The sequence below is a fragment of the Mycobacterium sp. MAA66 genome (genome assembly GCF_041261665.1).
Taxonomy (GTDB): domain Bacteria; phylum Actinomycetota; class Actinomycetes; order Mycobacteriales; family Mycobacteriaceae; genus Mycobacterium.
The window spans coordinates 147,572-164,027 of record NZ_JBGCCC010000003.1; the positions used below are offsets into that span (position 1 = coordinate 147,572).

General features: G+C 66.1%; 18 protein-coding genes. 6 read left to right on the forward strand and 12 right to left on the reverse strand.

Annotated elements, in window-relative coordinates; genetic code table 11:
- Positions 1-40: 40 nt before the first annotated feature.
- Positions 41-1,069: a class II fructose-bisphosphatase gene (glpX, locus tag ABIA30_RS12930; protein ID WP_370065835.1), complete on the reverse strand. Its 1,029-nt coding sequence runs from the start codon at positions 1,067-1,069 to the stop codon at positions 41-43.
- 54 nt (positions 1,070-1,123) lie between these two features.
- On the opposite strand from glpX, the gene ABIA30_RS12935 reads away from it, so the two are divergent.
- On the forward strand, positions 1,124-1,810 hold the full coding sequence (locus tag ABIA30_RS12935; protein ID WP_370065837.1) for a DUF4245 domain-containing protein: 687 nt from the start codon (positions 1,124-1,126) through the stop codon (positions 1,808-1,810).
- Positions 1,811-1,816: 6 nt separating this feature from the next.
- Here the strand turns inward: ABIA30_RS12935 and ABIA30_RS12940 are convergent, their stop codons facing one another.
- From ABIA30_RS12940 to ABIA30_RS12960, 5 genes are all read right to left on the reverse strand, one after another.
- Positions 1,817-2,584, reverse strand: a complete 768-nt coding sequence (locus ABIA30_RS12940) for an SDR family NAD(P)-dependent oxidoreductase (protein ID WP_370065839.1) — start codon at positions 2,582-2,584, stop codon at positions 1,817-1,819.
- A gap of 104 nt (positions 2,585-2,688) precedes the next feature.
- Entirely contained in the window at positions 2,689-3,756 is a 1,068-nt protein-coding gene (locus ABIA30_RS12945) for an NAD-dependent epimerase/dehydratase family protein (protein ID WP_370065841.1), read from the reverse strand.
- Between the two features lie 66 nt (positions 3,757-3,822).
- Positions 3,823-4,704 carry a formylglycine-generating enzyme family protein gene (locus ABIA30_RS12950; protein ID WP_370065844.1) on the reverse strand — a complete coding sequence of 294 codons (882 nt, stop codon included), beginning with the start codon at positions 4,702-4,704 and terminating at the stop codon, positions 3,823-3,825.
- Complete coding sequence (locus tag ABIA30_RS12955; RefSeq protein WP_370065846.1) at positions 4,694-5,587, reverse strand: HAD family hydrolase; 894 nt, start codon at positions 5,585-5,587, stop codon at positions 4,694-4,696. The genes ABIA30_RS12950 and ABIA30_RS12955 overlap by 11 nt, the downstream gene beginning before the upstream one ends.
- On the reverse strand, positions 5,588-7,138 hold the full coding sequence (locus ABIA30_RS12960; protein ID WP_370065848.1) for an arylsulfatase: 1,551 nt from the start codon (positions 7,136-7,138) through the stop codon (positions 5,588-5,590). It abuts the gene before it with no gap.
- A 151-nt stretch (positions 7,139-7,289) separates the two neighbouring features.
- Between ABIA30_RS12960 and ABIA30_RS12965 the strand changes: the two genes are divergently transcribed.
- Positions 7,290-7,565, forward strand: coding sequence for a dsRBD fold-containing protein (locus tag ABIA30_RS12965; RefSeq protein WP_370065850.1), 276 nt, complete (start codon positions 7,290-7,292; stop codon positions 7,563-7,565).
- Positions 7,566-7,584: 19 nt separating this feature from the next.
- On the opposite strand, the gene ABIA30_RS12970 is transcribed toward ABIA30_RS12965, so the two are convergent.
- The 4 genes from ABIA30_RS12970 to ABIA30_RS12985 all read right to left on the reverse strand — a co-directional run bounded on the left by ABIA30_RS12970 (position 7,585) and on the right by ABIA30_RS12985 (position 10,812).
- Positions 7,585-8,655, reverse strand: a complete 1,071-nt coding sequence (locus ABIA30_RS12970; RefSeq protein ID WP_370065852.1) for an NAD-dependent epimerase/dehydratase family protein — start codon at positions 8,653-8,655, stop codon at positions 7,585-7,587.
- A 64-nt stretch (positions 8,656-8,719) separates the two neighbouring features.
- Positions 8,720-8,932, reverse strand: coding sequence for an exodeoxyribonuclease VII small subunit (locus tag ABIA30_RS12975; protein WP_370065854.1), 213 nt, complete (start codon positions 8,930-8,932; stop codon positions 8,720-8,722).
- Positions 8,919-10,151, reverse strand: a complete 1,233-nt coding sequence (xseA, locus tag ABIA30_RS12980; RefSeq protein ID WP_370065856.1) for an exodeoxyribonuclease VII large subunit — start codon at positions 10,149-10,151, stop codon at positions 8,919-8,921. The genes ABIA30_RS12975 and xseA overlap by 14 nt, the downstream gene beginning before the upstream one ends.
- A gap of 7 nt (positions 10,152-10,158) precedes the next feature.
- Positions 10,159-10,812, reverse strand: coding sequence for a lipid droplet-associated protein (locus ABIA30_RS12985; protein ID WP_370065858.1), 654 nt, complete (start codon positions 10,810-10,812; stop codon positions 10,159-10,161).
- Positions 10,813-10,865: 53 nt separating this feature from the next.
- Here ABIA30_RS12985 and ABIA30_RS12990 point away from each other — a divergent pair, with 53 nt between their 5' ends.
- The gene (locus ABIA30_RS12990) at positions 10,866-11,867 is read left to right on the forward strand and encodes a 4-hydroxy-3-methylbut-2-enyl diphosphate reductase (RefSeq protein ID WP_370065860.1); all 1,002 of its coding nucleotides are present in this window, start codon (positions 10,866-10,868) and stop codon (positions 11,865-11,867) included.
- Between the two features lie 36 nt (positions 11,868-11,903).
- On the opposite strand, the gene ABIA30_RS12995 is transcribed toward ABIA30_RS12990, so the two are convergent.
- The gene (locus ABIA30_RS12995; protein ID WP_370065862.1) at positions 11,904-13,049 is read right to left on the reverse strand and encodes a DUF6542 domain-containing protein; all 1,146 of its coding nucleotides are present in this window, start codon (positions 13,047-13,049) and stop codon (positions 11,904-11,906) included.
- Between the two features lie 83 nt (positions 13,050-13,132).
- Between ABIA30_RS12995 and ychF the strand changes: the two genes are divergently transcribed.
- Both ychF and ABIA30_RS13005 read left to right on the forward strand, forming a co-directional pair.
- Positions 13,133-14,206 (forward strand): redox-regulated ATPase YchF, encoded by a 1,074-nt coding sequence (gene ychF / locus ABIA30_RS13000; RefSeq protein WP_370065864.1) that lies wholly within the window; start codon positions 13,133-13,135, stop codon positions 14,204-14,206.
- A gap of 486 nt (positions 14,207-14,692) precedes the next feature.
- On the forward strand, positions 14,693-15,094 hold the full coding sequence (locus ABIA30_RS13005) for a hypothetical protein (protein ID WP_370065866.1): 402 nt from the start codon (positions 14,693-14,695) through the stop codon (positions 15,092-15,094).
- Positions 15,095-15,154: 60 nt separating this feature from the next.
- Here the strand turns inward: ABIA30_RS13005 and ABIA30_RS13010 are convergent, their stop codons facing one another.
- Positions 15,155-15,820 carry a cutinase family protein gene (locus tag ABIA30_RS13010; RefSeq protein WP_370065868.1) on the reverse strand — a complete coding sequence of 222 codons (666 nt, stop codon included), beginning with the start codon at positions 15,818-15,820 and terminating at the stop codon, positions 15,155-15,157.
- Between the two features lie 46 nt (positions 15,821-15,866).
- Between ABIA30_RS13010 and ABIA30_RS13015 the strand changes: the two genes are divergently transcribed.
- Positions 15,867-16,427: a VOC family protein gene (locus ABIA30_RS13015; RefSeq protein WP_370065870.1), complete on the forward strand. Its 561-nt coding sequence runs from the start codon at positions 15,867-15,869 to the stop codon at positions 16,425-16,427.
- The last annotated feature ends 29 nt before the right edge of the window (positions 16,428-16,456 follow it).

Genomic DNA, 16,456 nt, shown 5'->3' on the forward strand with positions numbered 1-16,456 from the left:
CTCCCTTTGTTTTCGTAGTGCGTGTGATGACGGAAGAGAATTACGGAAGGGGGTGTGCTGCAGAGAGATCCCCGGTGAAGTCCACCGCGGAATACTCGTTGAGCTTTGACAGACGGTGGTATGCCTCGATCATCCGGACGGTGCCGGACTTGGAGCGCATGACGATCGAGTGGGTGGTGCAGCCGCCGCCGAAGTAACGCACACCGCGCAGCAGGTCGCCGTCGGTGACGCCGGTGGCGCAGAAGAAGACATTGTCGCCGGAGACCAGGTCCTCGGTGGTCAGCACCCGGTCCAAGTCGTATCCGCGGTCGAGCGCCCGCTGCCGCTCGTCATCGGTGGTGGGGGCAAGGGTGGCCTGGATTTCACCGCCCATACAGCGGATGGCCGCGGCGGCGATGATGCCCTCGGGGGTGCCGCCGATGCCGACCAGCATGTCGGTGCCCGAGTTCGGCCGACAGGCCGAGATGGCGCCGGCGACGTCACCGTCGGAGATCAGCCGGAGCCGGGCACCGGTGGAACGGACCTCGGCCATCAGTTCCTGGTGGCGCGGACGGTCCAGGATGCACACGGTCAGGTCGGCGACCGACGAGTTCTTGGCCTGAGCCACCTTGCGGATGTTCTCGGCGATGGGGGCGGTGATGTCCAGCACGTCGGCCGCGTCCGGGCCGACGGCGATCTTGTTCATGTAGAACACCGCCGAGGGGTCGAACATGCTGCCGCGCTCGGCTACCGCCAGCACCGAGATGGCGTTGGGCATGCCCTTGCTCATCAGGGTGGTGCCGTCCACCGGGTCGACCGCAAAGTCGCAGTCGGGGCCGTCGCCGTTGCCGACTTCCTCGCCGTTGTAGAGCATCGGGGCGTTGTCCTTCTCGCCCTCACCGATGACCACGACGCCGCGCATCGACACCGAATTGACCAGCTCACGCATTGCGTCGACTGCAGCGCCGTCGCCGCCTTCCTTATCGCCACGGCCCACCCAGCGGCCGGCGGCCATGGCGCCGGCTTCGGTGACTCGGACCAGTTCAAGGGCGAGGTTGCGGTCGGGGGCTTCGCGGCGCGATGGCGTCATGCGCAGATTGTCCCATTAGTCGGCTCGGCTCGGGGAGCTGGGATACTGAGCACTGTGACGTCATCATCGCCGGGGTCTGCGGAGCCGCAGCCCGGACCCATCGGGGCTGGTCAGTCGGTTCCGGTACCGCGCCCGGCCAAGGACCGCCTGCTGCAGGACGGCCGCGATATGTTCTGGTCGATGGCGCCTTTGGTGCTGGCCTGCATCGCGCTGGCCGGGCTGCTCGGTATGTGTTCTTTCGCGCCCGCCGGGCCCGGTCGGGGGCCGATCCCGCAGTACGACGCCCCGGCGGCGCTGAAGGCTGATGCAGCGGCGCTGCACCTGCCGATCCGGGTGCCGGTCCTGCCGGATGGTTGGCATGCCAACTCCGGCTCCCGCCGCAGCATCGATGCGGGCCGAACGGACGCGGCGACCCATCAGCCGATGCCGGCGGTGTCCTCGACGGTCGGCTACCTGACCCCGGCCGGGATGTACCTGGCGCTGATTCAGAGCAACGCGGACGAAGAGAAGCTGGTGGCCTCGATCCACGCCGGCATGTACCCGACCGGCGCCAAGGACATCGACGGTGTGCACTGGGTGGTGTACGAGGGCGCAGGCGACAGTCAGCAGGGCGCCGAGCCGGTCTGGACGGCCCGGCTGAACAGTGCCAAGGGGCCGTCGCAGGTGGCCCTTACGGGGCCGGCCGGCGAAGGAGACTTCCAGACGTTGGCGCAGGCGACGCAGAAAGCACCGCCGATCTAGCGCAACCTATTGTGCGCCTGCCAGTTTCATCACGTGGCCGATGATGTCCGGATACCGCTTCATATGGGCACCACCGTTGAGGTCGAGTACCTCGCCGGTCATCCAGGACGCCTGCTCCGAGCACAGGAACAGCACGGCGTTGGCGATGTCTTCGGGTGTGCCGGCCCGGCCGAGTGCGGTGTTCTCGATGTACTCCTCGACCACGCCCGGGATCATCGCGGCGGCTTCGGTCAGCGGGGTGTGTACGAAGCCCGGCGCCACTGCGTTGACCCGAATGCCCTTGGGTGCCATCTCCAATGCCGCGACCTGGGTCAGCATCGACAAGCCGGCCTTGGCCGCACAGTAGGCGCTCATCCCGATGGCCGGCTGCCGGCCGTTGAGTGAGGAGATCGACACCAGTGACCCGCCTTCGCGCAGCTGCCGCCCGGCGTATTTGGCAACGGTGAAGCCACCGATCAGACAGCACTCGATCACCGACCGGAAGTCGTCCACCGCGAGGTCGACGATCAGCCCGATGTTCGAGAATCCGGCGCAGCTGACGACCGCGTCCAGCTCACCGGCGGCTTCGAAAGCCGCTGCGACAGAGGCTTCGTCGGTCACATCGACGCGAACTGCGGTGTGCGGGGCACCCAGCTCGGCGGCGCGGGCCGCGGCGCCGTCGGCGTTCAGGTCGGCGATGGTGACCCGGTAGCCCTGGGCGGCCAGGCCGCGGGCCGAAGCCCAGCCGATGCCGGATGCTCCGCCGACCACGATGGCATTGCGTTGTGTGCTCACTGGATTCTCCTGGCGCGATCGAAGGCAGTCCCGTGCCCCGACCATCGGGCCCCAGGTGTAGACAGATTACATAATCTGTCTACAGCTGGGGATGATATGCGCGTTCACTTCGTATCTCCATCCGGCCCGGGCTCGCCCCACTTGTCGCGGATGGTGTTCCAGATGTCCGCATAGGGGCCCGGAACACCTTGGTACACATTGTTTTTGGTGAAGTAGAAGCGGGCCAGCGGGGCGGCCAGCAACATCGGCCACCGCTTCCAGCCGATGAATGCCGCGGTGTCGGCGAGGGTCTGCGGCCACGAATGATGCTGGTGGCCAAGGATTTCCTGTGCGGTCGCCGAGTCCATCCAGTCGGTGGCGAACCAATCGGTGTCGCTGTCCGGGTTGCCGGGCCGGCCGGTCGGCGTCAGTTGGCCTACGCCCATGGCGGCGGTGGTCTCGCGCGCGATCTCGCCCTGGAGTTGGCGGTGGCTGTCGTCGCCGCCGATCAGCAGCACGCGTCCGGTGACGTCGACGGTGGTGGCCGCGGCGAACGCGGACGCCACGTCGCGCACATCGACGGTCTGCAACCGACCGTCTGCGGGGAGCACGCCCTCGAAGAACAGCAGATCGCGGTCCATGCCGAAGCCTGGTTCGGAGGTCAGCACCCCGCCCAGTCGCAGGATCAGCCAATCCAGGCCGGAGGCGCGCACCAGGGCCTCGGCCTCGACCTTGTGCTGGCCGTAGATGTCGGTCGGGTTCACCGGCGTCTCGGCGGTCAGCACATCACTGATCTTGTGCGGGTTGCGGGCGCCGTAGACCGCGATGCTGGAGGCCTGGACGAACCTCGGGGGAGCAGGCTGGCGGGCGGCCGCGGCCAGCAATGACGCGGTGGCCCCGACGTTGACCTTGCGAGCCAGCCCGCGCCGGGCGTAGCAGAACGGCGGGATGATGGCGGCCAGGTGGATGATCGCGGCCGGTGCGATCTCGCTGACCAACGTGTCGACGGCCTTCGGGTCGGTCAGATCGGCGTAGCGCATCTGTACGCCCGCCGGCAGTTTCTCGGCAGCCGAGCGGTTGGCCGGGGTGTCCAGATCGGTGGCCACCACCCGGCGGCCATCAGCGGCCAAGCGTTTGACGGTTTGTGTGCCGACCATGCCGAATGCTCCGGTTACCAGTACCGCGTCGCTCACTGCAGCTCCCAACTAGGCGCGTAGATACCGTCATCCTTACCAGATGGTCTACGGGAAGGTCTGGGCTCACCCTGCCTGTGCACACCGGAAGCCGATGTGGCTCATTCCAGTGTCGATCGCCTGAGGGCGCCGCGCTGCCGGCCGGTAGCGCAGGCAGTAGCTGTCGGCGCACAGGAACGACCCGCCCTTGATCACCCGCCGGGGTACGGGTGTCCCGGGTTGCGTGGAGTCGTAACTGTCTGCGGCACAACATGGTTGGGTATCTCGGAGGTCGCCGTAGAAGTCGGTGGTCCATTCCCAGACGTTGCCCGCCATGTCGAACAGCCCGTAGCCGTTGGGCTCGAAACTGCCGACCGGCGCGCTCTGCCCGTAGCCGGTGTCGGGCAGGTACGGGAACTCGCCGTGCCAGTAGTTCGCCATCTGCCGCCCTGCCGGTTCGGGCTCGTTGCCCCAGGTGTACGTGGCGCGGTCCAGACCGCCGCGGGCCGCCAGCTCCCATTGCGCCTCGGTGGGCAACGCCAGCCCCGCCCAGTCCGAGTACGCCGCGGCGTCGTCGAACGCCACGTGTACCACCGGATGCTGCTCGCGGTTGCGCAGCGATGACCGTGGGCCGCGGGGGTGGTTCCAGCAGGCCCCGGGCGTCCAGGTCCACCACTGGCTCAGGTGGCGCAGGTCGACCGGCCCCGGGGTGCGCTGGAAGACCATGGAGCCGGGTTGCAGATTCTCCGGCGGGGCGTCCGGGTAGTCGGCGGGATCCAGCGGCCGCTCGGCCACCGTCCGGTACCCGGTGGCCGCGACGAAGGCTCCGAACTCGGCGTTGGTCACCTGGTGCCGCTGGATCCAGAAGCCATCGACGGTCACCTGGTGGGCCGGCGCTTCCTCTGGGTAGTGGTCATCGGAGCCGAGCACAGTGGTCTGCGCGGGGATCCAGACCAGGTCAGGCGTCAAAGACAGTGGCCCAATCAGTGCGCATGCTCGCCACCGTCCACGACCGCTCGCCGGCCAACTCCAGCGCCCGCTCGGCGCCTGCGACATAAGCGAATTCGCGGTCGGCGTCGTCGTGCCGCACCAACAGCTGGAAGCCCCGGGCGTACTCGAGCATCTCGATGTCGCCGTTGGAGTTGCCGGCCGCGAAGATCGGCCGTCGTCCGGTGCGGCTCCAGATCCGTGCCGGCTTGATCGGCCCGTCGGACAGAAACTCCGGCTGAGCGGTGGTGAACAGGTCTCCGTCGCGGTACTGCACGGCTGTCGAGCTGCCGATTACTCGCTCTGGCGCAATGCCATACATCGAGCCGGTGACCGGTCGCATGAAGTCGCGGCCTCCGCCGGAGACGATGTAGCAGGTGAACCCGGCCGACTCCAGGTACCGCAGCAACTCGACCATCGGCGCGTAGCCGCATGCGGTGTACGGACGGTGCAGGGTGGGGTGCTGGGCGCCTGCGAAGAAGTCTGCAACGTGCTGCGCGTGGTCTTCGACGAGCAACCCCTGATATGCCGAGAGGGCGCCACCGGCAAGGATTTTCAAGTCGGAGTCATCGCCGTTGTAATGCTTGGTGACGGCGTCGCCGAACCACGCCAGATCTCCGGCCGTCGCGGCAGCGTAGGGCTGACGGTCCGCCAGCGTCGGGTCAGCGGCGGCCTGCTCGGCCATCCGGCGCACCAGAAAATCCAATTGGATGTATGCCGGCTTCTCGCACCACAGCGTGCCGTCATTGTCGAAAACCGCGATACGGTCTTGGGGCGCAACGAAATCCGGCCCCGCTGTGGTGATATGTCCGACGAAGTCGACGATCGCCGACTTCGTCGGACCGTCGTTCCAGGATTGCAGCACCTAATCGGCCGCCAAGAACTCGTGGAGCTTCTCGACGATCTGATCGATGCTGAAGCTGGCCGGTGGGTGCCGGGGCGGGAACTCCTTGAACGTGTCGAGGAAGGCCGCGGCCATCGCGGTGGCGTAGAAGGCGAAGAAGTCCCGTCGCAGGAACCATTCGTAGTAGGTGTTCGACGTGATGTCGGCGTACTCGAACGGGTCGGTGCGCAGGTTGAACAGCTTGGGTACCCGCAGCGGGGTGAACGGTTCGGCCCAGATCCGCAGTGTGCCTTGGCAACGCTGCTCGGCGAAGACGATCTTCCAGTTCTCGAACCGCATCGCGACCAGCTCTGCGTCGTCGTTGAAGTAGAAGAAGCCACGGCGCGGGCTGTGTTCGGCCTCGCCCGTCAGGTATGGCAGCAGGTTGTACCCGTCGATGTGCACCTTGTACTCGGTCTGCCCGTCGGCACCTGCCTGATGGCCCTTCTTGAGCTTCTCTGCGACGTCGGGGTCACCGGCGGCGGCCAGCAGCGTCGGCAGCCAGTCGTGGTGCTGGATGATGTCGTTGGATACGCTGCCCGCCTTGATCTTTCCGGGCCAGCGGATCAGCTCCGGCACGCGGAATGCGCCCTCCCAGTTGGTGTTCTTCTCGCTGCGGAACGGGGTGGTGCCGCCGTCGGGCCAGGTGTTGCGGTGCGGGCCGTTGTCGGTGGAGTAGATGACGATGGTGTCCTCGGCGATGTCCAATTCGTCCAGGACGTCGAGCACCGTGCCCACGTTCTTGTCGTGGTCGATCATCGCGTCGTGGTACTCGGACTGCCATATCCCGGCCTGTCCGCGACTTTCCGGCTTGACGTGGGTGTACAGGTGCATGTGGGTGAAGTTGCACCACACGAAGAACGGATTGCCTTCGGAGTGTTGCCGTTTGATGTAGTCGACGGTGCGCTCGGCGACGTCGTCGTCGATGGTCTCCATCCGCTTGGCGGTCAGCGGGCCGGTGTCCTCGATGGTCTGCTTGCCCACTGGACCGAACTTCGGATCGTCGGGCTCGGTGGAGACCTCGGCGGTGGCCTTGCAGTTCATCACGCCGCGCGGCAATGCCTTCTCGTACAGGAGGGGGAACTGGTCCTTGTGCGGGTAGTCGAAGTTCTCCGGCTCCTCCTCGGCGTTGAGGTGGTACAGGTTGCCGTAGAACTCATCGAATCCGTGCACTGTCGGCAGGTACTTGTTCAGGTCGCCGAAGTGGTTCTTGCCGAATTGTCCGGTGGCGTAGCCCATCGGCTTGAGCAGTTCGGCGATGGTGGGATCCTCTGCGGCCCAACCGATATCGACACCGGGGACGCCCACTTTGCTCATCCCCGTGCGGTACACGCTTTGGCCACTGATGAAGGCAGCGCGGCCGGCGGTGCAGCTTTGCTCACCGTAGGAATCGGTGAAGCGCATGCCCTCGGTGGCGATGCGGTCGATGTTCGGGGTGCGATACCCCATCAGGCCGTCGCTGTAGCAGCTGAGGTTGCTGATGCCGATGTCGTCGCCCCAGATCACCAGGATGTTGGGCTTGCCGTCGGGCATGGCAGAACTCCTCGGTCGAATGGAAAATCCTGTGCCCGTTCGACATTACGTGTGCGTCAGCGATTCCGGAGTGCGTTCGGCGGGTGCGCGAAATCAGTGCTGGTCATCGAGCGGCGCAAGGAGCACGCTTAGGGCAGGGAAGATGATCGACATGTACGACAAAGATCTGACCAACACGTGGCACGTCGAGATCGAGTTCTTCGAAGACGATGTCCATACCCACGCCTCCGCACACGCCAGGCTCCGCGATGACACCATGGCCACCACGGGGGATGCCTATCGAAATCCGAGAGACCGCAGTGCACCGATGATCGGCGAGGAGATTGCCGCAGCCCGAGCGCTCATCGCCCTCGGTACCGATCTGCTCGCCGCGGCCTCGGCGAGCATCGAACAGTCAACCCATCGGCCCGCGGCACTGTACCGCTGACCGCGCCCGTCCTGGCTGGCTACTTGGCTTCTGATTCCATCTGGCGGAACAGGTCCACGTAGTACGGCAGGCATTCCTTCACTGCCTGCTCGGTGGTGAACAGTGGCTGATAGCCCAGGTCGCGCTTGGCCTTGGCCACCGAGAAGTAGTTGTTCAGGTAGAGCCGTTCCACGGCCAGCGGCTCGATCAGCGGCTCGGGGATGCCGAACTTGAAGTGCAGCCACTGCCACACCATCATCGCGCGGTGCACCAGCTTGCCCGAGACCCGGGTGTTGGGCAGCTTGCGGCCGCAGGCGGCGACCACCGGACGGGCGAACTCGAACATGTTGATCGGGTCGGCGTCGTTGATGAAATAGGCCTGTCCGGGTGCGGTACCGCCCGGCACCAGGTGTTCGCCGGCCAGGATGAAGCCGTGAATCAGGTTGTGTACGTAGGAATTGTCCAGCTTGATGTTCTTGTTGCCCACCAACACCTTGACGTGACCGGCCAGGATGTTCTCGAACACCTTGCGGAACATGGTCTGATCGCCGCGGCCCCAGATGCCGCTCGGGCGGATGGAGCACGTGAGCATGCCGTTGACGCCGTTCTGTGACAGCACGTACTTCTCGGCCTCGACCTTGGTCTCGGTGTAGAGGTCGTTGAACCGGGCGGTGTACGGCATGGTCTCGTCGCCGTTCTGAATGTCCTGCCCGCCCATGACGACGCTGTTGGATGCGGTGTAGACGAAGCGCTTCACGCCCGCGGCGCGGCCCGCCTCCACCAGGTTCTTGGTGCCGCCGACGTTGACGCTGAAGCTGCGCGTGCGGTACTCCTCGGTGACCGAGGCGCCGCCCATCAGATCGATGATCGCGGCAGTGTGGATGATGGTGTCGATACCGGCGACCGCGGCAGCCACGTCGTCGGGGTTGGTGATGTCGCCGACGACGGTCTGTAGCCGTGGGTTCGCCGGCAGCGGCGAGGGGACCCGGTCGAAGGACCGCACCTCGTGGCCGCGGTCCAGCAGTTCGGTCACCAGATTCGCGCCGACGAAGCCGGAGCCGCCGGTTACCAGCACTCGGCCGAGGTCGGTCGTCAAGGAAGCGTCACCCATGACAGAGCAGCCTAACTGAAACGTGTTTCAGTTTCGACCTCTTTGTCCGGATCGGCCGGTCTGGTCAGCTTTCCTCGTCGGTCCCCGCGGCCAGTGCCTCCTCGACCCTCTTGCGTGCGCCGGCCAGATGCTCTTCGCATCGTTTTGCCAGCTGCTCGCCCCTTTCCCAGAGCTGCAGCGAGGTGTCCAGGTCCAGCCCACCCTCTTCGAGGCGGCGTACCACCTCGATCAGTTCGTCGCGCGCATCCTCGTAGCCCAACTCACTAATGTTCTTCATCAATACCTTCGCTCACAGTGCTGATGGCGCCGTCGGCCAGTCGGATTCGCAGCTTGGTCCCCGCGGGTGCGTCCTGCACCGACCGAAGGACCGCGCCGTCGGAGGACGTGTGTTGCACCACCGCGTACCCGCGGGCCAGGGTGGCGGCCGGGCCCAAGGTGGACAGTCGCGCGGTCAGATGGCCCACGTGGTTGGACTCGGAGGCAATCAGTCGTTTGATGTCGCGGCGCGCCGCGGTCACTGCGCGGTGGATCTCCTCGGCGCGCACCGTGAGCCCCTGCAGGGGTTGGGCCAGCACCGGACGGCTGTGCAGCTGCGCGACGACGCGCTGCTCGCGATGCACCCAGTTGCGCAGGGCCTGCGCGCTGCGCCGCCGCAGATCGGCCACCCGGGCCTGCTCGGCGGCGGCGTCGGGAACGATGCGTTTGGCGGCATCGGTGGGAGTTGCCGCCCGCAGATCGGCGACCAGGTCGCACAACGGATTGTCGGGTTCGTGGCCGATGGCGCTGACCACCGGCGTCGTGCACTTGGCGATCTCCCGGCACAACGTCTCGTCGGAGAACGGCAGCAGATCCTCGACGCTGCCGCCGCCGCGCGCGATCACGATGACATCGACCGTCGGGTTGGAGTCCAGCGCGCGCAACGCTTCCACGATCTGTGCCACCGCGTTGGCGCCCTGCACCGCGGTGTTGCAAACCTCGAAGCGCACCGCGGGCCACCGGCCGCTGGCCACGCTCATGACGTCTCGCTCGGCCGCCGACGCCCGGCCGGTGATGAGCCCAATGGTGTTGGGCAGGAAGGGGATCGGCCGTTTCAGGCGTGGGTCGAACAGGCCCTCGGCGTCCAGTAGGCGGCGCAGCCGATCGATCCGGGCCAGCAGCTCGCCGAGCCCGACTGCGCGAATCTGACTGATCCGCAACGAGAATGAGCCGTTGCGGGTGTAGAACTGCGGCTTGCCCAGCATGATCACCTGGGTACCCTCGGCGAGCGGGACCGGGGCGTCCTCGACCAGCGCGCGAGGACAGCTGACCGACAAAGACATGTCAGCGGCCGGGTCGCGCAACACCATCCAGGCCGTGGACTGCCGCAGCTTGAGTTCGGTGAGCTGACCCTCGATCCAAATGGTGCCGAGCCGGTCGATGTACTTGGCGACCCGGGTGCTCACCGCCCTTACCGGCCAAGGGTTTTCGGCCGAATTCGGTATGTCGGCCGTGCTCACCGCCGGATCACTTTGCGGTCGCGCGGGTGATCCTGTTGGACAGCAGCGTCTGGAATGGGGCGCGCGCCTTGGTGAGGTTCTCGTAGGTCAACAGGGCCTCGAGGTCCGCCAACTTCAGCGAGGTCAGCCTGGCGCGCAGCTGGGCCAGCGTCAGTGATGCGTAGTCCAGCTCCTCGGCGATCTCGGGAACCTCGGCGGTGATCGTCGTGCCGTTGTTCTGCGCGGTGGCTTTTCCCGTCGCTCCGCTCGCCCCGGTGGCATTTCCCGTCGCTCCACTCACCCCGGTGGTGTTTCCCGTCGCTTCGCTCGCCCCGGCCTGGGTGTTGATCGGAATGTCGCTGTACAGCGCGAAGCGTCCCTCGGTCAGCCGGGTCCCGTCGGTGGGCAAGGCGGCAGTCGGAACGTCGACGTCGCCCTGATCCTCGTCGAAGGTGGCCCACTCGGGCTGCTCGTCTTTGGGCGGGAACAGGGTTTCCAGGGTCTCGTCGCCTTTGATCACCAGATCGGCCAGATCTTGCTGCATCTTCATCACCATCGAGGCGAGCTGGCTGACCACCGTCATCGGGAACGCCAGGATGGTCTGCGGAAGCCGGAGGGTCTCCTCGACGGCCGTCGCCGTCGCGCCGACGATCAGGCGGACGCCATAGGGTGCACTAGACATGGCAGCCAGCCTACGGCTGGCCCCGCTCGGTTGTCGGTAAGTACCCTTGACGCATGCCGCCGACTATCAACATGGGCATTCCCGGAGCCGTCAGTTCGATTGTCGAACCGGCGACGGGAAAGCGCGTCCTGCTCGCTGAACCGCGAGGCTACTGTGCCGGCGTCGACCGGGCGGTCGAGACCGTGGAACGGGCCCTGGAGAAGCATGGCGCACCGGTCTACGTGCGGCACGAGATCGTCCACAACCGCCACGTGGTGGAGACGCTGGCCAAGGCCGGCGCGGTGTTCGTGGCCGAGACCGACGAGGTGCCCGAAGGGGCCATCGTGGTGTTCTCCGCGCACGGTGTCGCCCCGACCGTGCACGAGACCGCTGCCGCGCGCGACCTGAAGGTCATCGACGCGACCTGCCCGCTGGTCACCAAGGTGCACAACGAGGCCAAGCGCTTCGCCCGCGACGACTACGACATCCTGCTGATCGGCCACGAAGGCCATGAAGAGGTGGTCGGTACCGCCGGCGAGGCGCCCGACCACGTGCAGCTGGTCGACGGGCCGGACGCGGTCGACAACGTGACCGTCCGCGACGTGAACAAGGTGATCTGGCTGTCCCAGACCACGTTGAGTGTCGACGAGACCATGGAGACCGTCCGCCGGCTGCGGGAGAAGTTCCCGACGCTGCAGGACCCGCCCAGCGACGACATCTGCTACGCCACCCAGAACCGGCAGGTTGCCGTCAAGGCGATGGCGCCGGAGTGCGAACTGGTGATCGTGGTCGGCTCAAGCAATTCGTCGAACTCGGTGCGACTGGTCGAGGTGGCCTTGAACGCGGGGTCGCAGGCCTCGCACTTGGTCGACTACGCCGAGGACATCGACCCGACTTGGCTCGAAGGCGTGAGGACGGTCGGGGTGACCTCGGGCGCGTCGGTGCCGGAGGTATTGGTGCGGGGTGTGCTGGAGCGGCTGGCCGAGTTCGGTTACGGCACAGTGCAATCGGTCACCACGGCCAACGAGACACTGGTGTTCGCGTTGCCGCGAGAGATTCGTCCGGCCCGGCGGTAGCCTGCCAGCCCGCAAGCGGGCTGGCGGTAGGCGGACCTAGATGTCGTACTCCCAGGAGTCGGCTTCCCAGTTGCGCGGTTGACGTTCCCGCGGGCGCTCGGTCCTGGGGGACGGGTCGTCGCCGCGATACCGGACGCGCGATACCGGATGCCGGGCACCGTTGGCCGCCTGGCCGCCGGTCTGCCGCGGCTGGTGGCCGTAGGGCTCGTACCCGTCGTCGTCGGCGTAGCGGTGCCGGCGCATCGGCCGTTCGCCGGGCTCCGGTCGCTGTGGCCGGCCATCACGCAGGTCTCGGGTCTCGCGCCGGTCCGGCGGCGGGGTGGCGCGCCGGGGATCGCGGGGCGCGGCCGCACGGGGGCGCCGAGGTGGCACGGCGGAGGAGTCCATCGCTTCGGCCGGACGCGGGCGGCTGGGCCGCGCCGTGCGTGGCGCGCGGACGGGGGAGTCGATGAATTCGGTGTCGGCGGGACGGCCGGCGTGACCGCGAGGCGTTCCCGCCCGCGAGGTGGCTGCGGTGGCCGGGCGCGCGCGCCGCGGTGGGTCTGATTCCGGGTTACGCGGCTGGCGTCGGCTGGCTGTGGTGCGGGTGCTGCGCGGTGTCTGGCCGGTGGTGAGCTTGGTCAGTTTGGCGGACAGCATGGCCGCGATACCGCCGGCCGCTGCTGCGGTCTCGCCCTCGTGTTTGCGCGGCGCCTTGGTCCGGTGGCTGGTCGGCTCGTCCTCGTCGTCGGACACGGGCAGCTTGAGGATCGGCGGCATGATGTAGTGCCGGACCAACCCGACCACCAGGACCGTCGCTGATGTGAAGAACATCAGGGGGAACCGCTCGATGAGCGGATAGCCACACGTGATCGCCAGGTCTTTGAGACCGTGAATCTTGTCGTTGTGGAACAGGAAGTAGGCACCGGGCACTGTGACGAACAGGATCAGCGGCGGCTGGATGGTGGCGGTGAATACGCCGGCCGGTCGTACGGCGAGCACTGCCATGATGCAACCGATCACATAACAGATCCCGAAGACGATGCTGAGTTCTCGGTCACCGGTGCCTGCGTCGTACGCGAAGCCGATGGCGGACGCTGTGACCGCCAACACAATGGCCCCCCACCAGGGGATTCCCGGAATATTAGGCAGCGCGGAAGCATGATCGGGCGAAGTCTCCGACCCAGCGCGCAGTCCTGACACCCCTAGACCGTACCGGGAATTGAGGCCATAGCCCCGCCAGGTGGCGTTTGCAACAGTGTGGCGTCTCCTAAACTGTCCAACTCGTGGGTCTGAACCTGGGAATCGTCGGTCTGCCGAACGTCGGAAAGTCAACGTTGTTCAACGCGTTGACGCGTAATGATGTGCTCGCCGCCAACTATCCATTCGCGACGATCGAGCCGAATGAGGGCGTGGTGCCGCTGCCCGACCCGCGGCTGGACAAGCTGGCCGAGATCTTCGCGTCGGAGAAGATCGTCCCGGCGCCGGTGACGTTCGTCGACATCGCCGGCATCGTCAAGGGCGCCTCCGAAGGCGCCGGGCTGGGCAACAAGTTCCTGGCCAACATCCGCGAGGCCGACGCCATCTGTCAGGTGGTGCGGGCCTTCGCCGACGACGACGTGGTGCACGTCGACGGCCGGGTTGATCCCAAGTCGGACATCGAGGTCATCGAGACCGAGCTGATCCTCGCGGACATGCAGACGCTGGAGAAGGCCGTACCGCGCCTGGAAAAGGAAGCCCGCACGAACAAGGACCGCAAGCCGGTGCTTGAGGCGGCCGTCGCGGCGCAGGCCTTATTCGATGACGGTAAGACTCTGTTCTCGACCGGCAAGGACTGGTCGGTGCTGCGCGAGCTGAACCTGATGACGGTCAAGCCGTTCCTGTACGTCTTCAACGCCGACGAGTCTGTGCTGACCGATGAGGCGCGCAAGGCCGAGCTGCGCGAGCTGGTCGCTCCGGCCGAGGCGGTGTTCTTGGACGCCAAGATCGAGTCCGAGCTGCTGGAGCTGGACGACGAGTCCGCCGCCGAACTGCTGGAGTCGATCGGCCAGACCGAGCGTGGCTTGGATGCGTTGGCGCGCGCAGGTTTTCGGACGCTTCGGTTGCAGACGTACCTGACCGCCGGTCCGAAGGAAGCGCGGGCGTGGACCATCCACCAGGGCGACACCGCACCGAAGGCCGCCGGGGTCATCCACACCGATTTCGAGAAGGGCTTCATCAAGGCCGAGATCGTGTCCTTCGCCGATCTGGTCGAGGCCGGGTCGATGGCGGCGGCCAAGTCCGCAGGCAAGGTGCGGATGGAAGGCAAGGACTACGTCATGGTCGACGGCGACGTGGTGGAGTTCCGCTTCAACGTCTGAGCAGCCCAAGAAGTAAGGGTCTGTGTATCGCTTCGAATTCGTGGCCGGTATGCGCCTCGCCTGTGACCTAAGCGCTACTGCCGCAAAGGACGCTCGTTGTCATGGCGGCGTTCGAGGTGGTCTATGTCGTGGCGGCGTCACTATGGATTTTCGTGGTACTAGCGGCCGTGGGCATTGGCTGTCGCTTCATGGTGAAGTTCCGCAAGAGGCGGCGCAGGATGAACCTGCTGTTCGAGGTAGCGCGGGTACCCATTCACTTCGGAACGCAAGGTGTCTTGTTGCTGCGGCGGTGTGAGTACGTGGGCCGGACTTACGGTGCGATGGCATGCAACAAAGTCGCGCTTGGACTACAGATGCCGATCGGCGAGTCGCGTTCAGGTCGTCGGGCGACACTTTCCCCCGGGAGCAGACGGCGGTAGCGGACGTGGTGGAGTTCTGCTTCGACGTCTAGCCGGCAGTGTCGGTGCCGACTCGTAGGGTGAGCCCATGGCGCCACATGACGGGCGAACGACCTGGGTGGTCGTCGCATCCCGCGACCATGCCGGCCGCGGACTCCGGGAGGGGTTCATCATGGCGAACCATGGCAAGCGAGCTCCGTTGGCCCGCATGAACATCGGTGACGGCATTTTCGTCTACTCACCGAAGACGGCCTTTCCTGACGGCGAGCCATTCCGTGCGATTGCCATCGTGGGCGAGATAACCGGTGAAGCACCAGAACCCAGCGTCGCTATCCCGGGCGGTTTCCGGTTGGCTGCCTCCCTGCGTGAGATCAGCCCACTTCCACTCAGCCGCATTCGCGAACATCTTCCGGTCAGCCGCCTGCGCCTCGGCAGCTTCGCGTTGTCGCCTGAGCAGGGCGCGGCGATCTGGGCGCTTGTCGAGGACTGAGGAGGTCTGCTCGGTATGGGAACTCTTGGGTATATCAGCGGTGGCTGACGCGGAAGGGGACTACGCCAGCCTGCCCGCGGCGGCGGCTGCTGCCCCGGTGACCATGCCGTTGAAGGTATAGAGGCCATGTGCCAGCGGCGAGAGCAGCGAAGCCGGCGAACCATCGCAGATGCTGTCGGCGGGTGCACACAGGTCCAGCGACTTACCCGTGTACAGCGGTGAGATGTTCGCGGCCGGGGCCCCGAACTGGGACAGCAGCGCCGGCGTCGGTTTACCGAACAGCACCAGCCCGGCGACGTGGTCATGCACCTCGGCGGGGATGTCTGCCGTGGTGGCGTAGGCGGCAACCGCCGCGCCCTGGGAGTACCCGCCGAGGATGACCTTGGTGTTCGGGCAGTTAGCGGCCGTTGCCTGAAGTCGTGAGGTGGCATCGTGGACACCGTCGAACATCGTGGACGGGAAGACCGCTCGATTCCCGAAGTCACTGGTGGCCGGATAGTTCACCGGGTAGACGCCGATTGACTTACCGGGGCTCTGTGCGCGCAGGGCATCGATGAATGCCTGACCGGGGACGCCGACGCCGGGCGGCTCGCCGCTGCCGCGGGCGAACACAACCTCGGCATCGGGGCACGGTTCGGCGGAGGCAGCAGGCGTGGCGCCGGTTGCCAGTGTCGAAGCGACCAGCGCGCCGACACCGACCAACCCGCGCAAATGGCGAAAGCCCATGTGTTTGATGCTAGCGGCGGGTGGTAGCTGATGTCCGAAAAGAGGTTTGCTGAAACTCCTTGGCCGCGACATGCACTTTGTTTTCCGGGGGAGCATCCGCCAGTGGTCGACACTCGAGGCGCCGATGCGGTGCGCGCCCAGTTGCTCTGTCGACTCCCGAATTCCGGTCTGGAACAACGTCAGTTCGAAGTCGTGGGCAGCATCAGCCGCCGTTGACACCGTTGCGGCAGCGCGTAAAAATCGCGTGATGGTTGGCGAACCGGATGGATGGCCGACGGTAATTCCGCGAATCTTCGTCGATGACCCGCAGGCTCTGACCGACTTCATGCGGGACGTGTTCGGGGCGGAAGGGGAGTTGCCTCCAGATCGCCCAGCGGAGATGCGGATCGGCACATCGATCGTGATGATCTCGGGAACGGCAGAACGGCCGCCCGCCAACGCAGTGCTATATGTTTACGTGCCAGATGTGGACGCCGCATACGGGCGAGCGATCACCCGCGGCGCCGTTTCGGTGGAGGAACCAACCAATCAGCCCTACGGTGACCGACGTGCCATGGTGCGCGACCGATGGGATAACTCGTGGCAGATCGCTACCCGATATCGGTGAGCCAGGTGACCGCGACATGGTGAGTTCCG

Excerpts from the sequence above, each read along its gene's own strand:
- glpX (WP_370065835.1), bottom strand. The coding sequence starts at position 1,069 with ATGACGCCATCGCGCCGCGAAGCCCCCGACCGCAACCTCGCCCTTGAA.
- ABIA30_RS12960 (WP_370065848.1), bottom strand. The coding sequence starts at position 7,138 with ATGCCCGACGGCAAGCCCAACATCCTGGTGATCTGGGGCGACGACATC.
- ABIA30_RS12965 (WP_370065850.1), top strand. The coding sequence starts at position 7,290 with ATGTACGACAAAGATCTGACCAACACGTGGCACGTCGAGATCGAGTTC.
- ABIA30_RS12970 (WP_370065852.1), bottom strand. The coding sequence starts at position 8,655 with ATGGGTGACGCTTCCTTGACGACCGACCTCGGCCGAGTGCTGGTAACC.
- ABIA30_RS12975 (WP_370065854.1), bottom strand. The coding sequence starts at position 8,932 with ATGAAGAACATTAGTGAGTTGGGCTACGAGGATGCGCGCGACGAACTG.
- ABIA30_RS12985 (WP_370065858.1), bottom strand. The coding sequence starts at position 10,812 with ATGTCTAGTGCACCCTATGGCGTCCGCCTGATCGTCGGCGCGACGGCG.
- ABIA30_RS12990 (WP_370065860.1), top strand. The coding sequence starts at position 10,866 with ATGCCGCCGACTATCAACATGGGCATTCCCGGAGCCGTCAGTTCGATT.
- ABIA30_RS13005 (WP_370065866.1), top strand. The coding sequence starts at position 14,693 with ATGGCGCCACATGACGGGCGAACGACCTGGGTGGTCGTCGCATCCCGC.
- ABIA30_RS13010 (WP_370065868.1), bottom strand. The coding sequence starts at position 15,820 with ATGGGCTTTCGCCATTTGCGCGGGTTGGTCGGTGTCGGCGCGCTGGTC.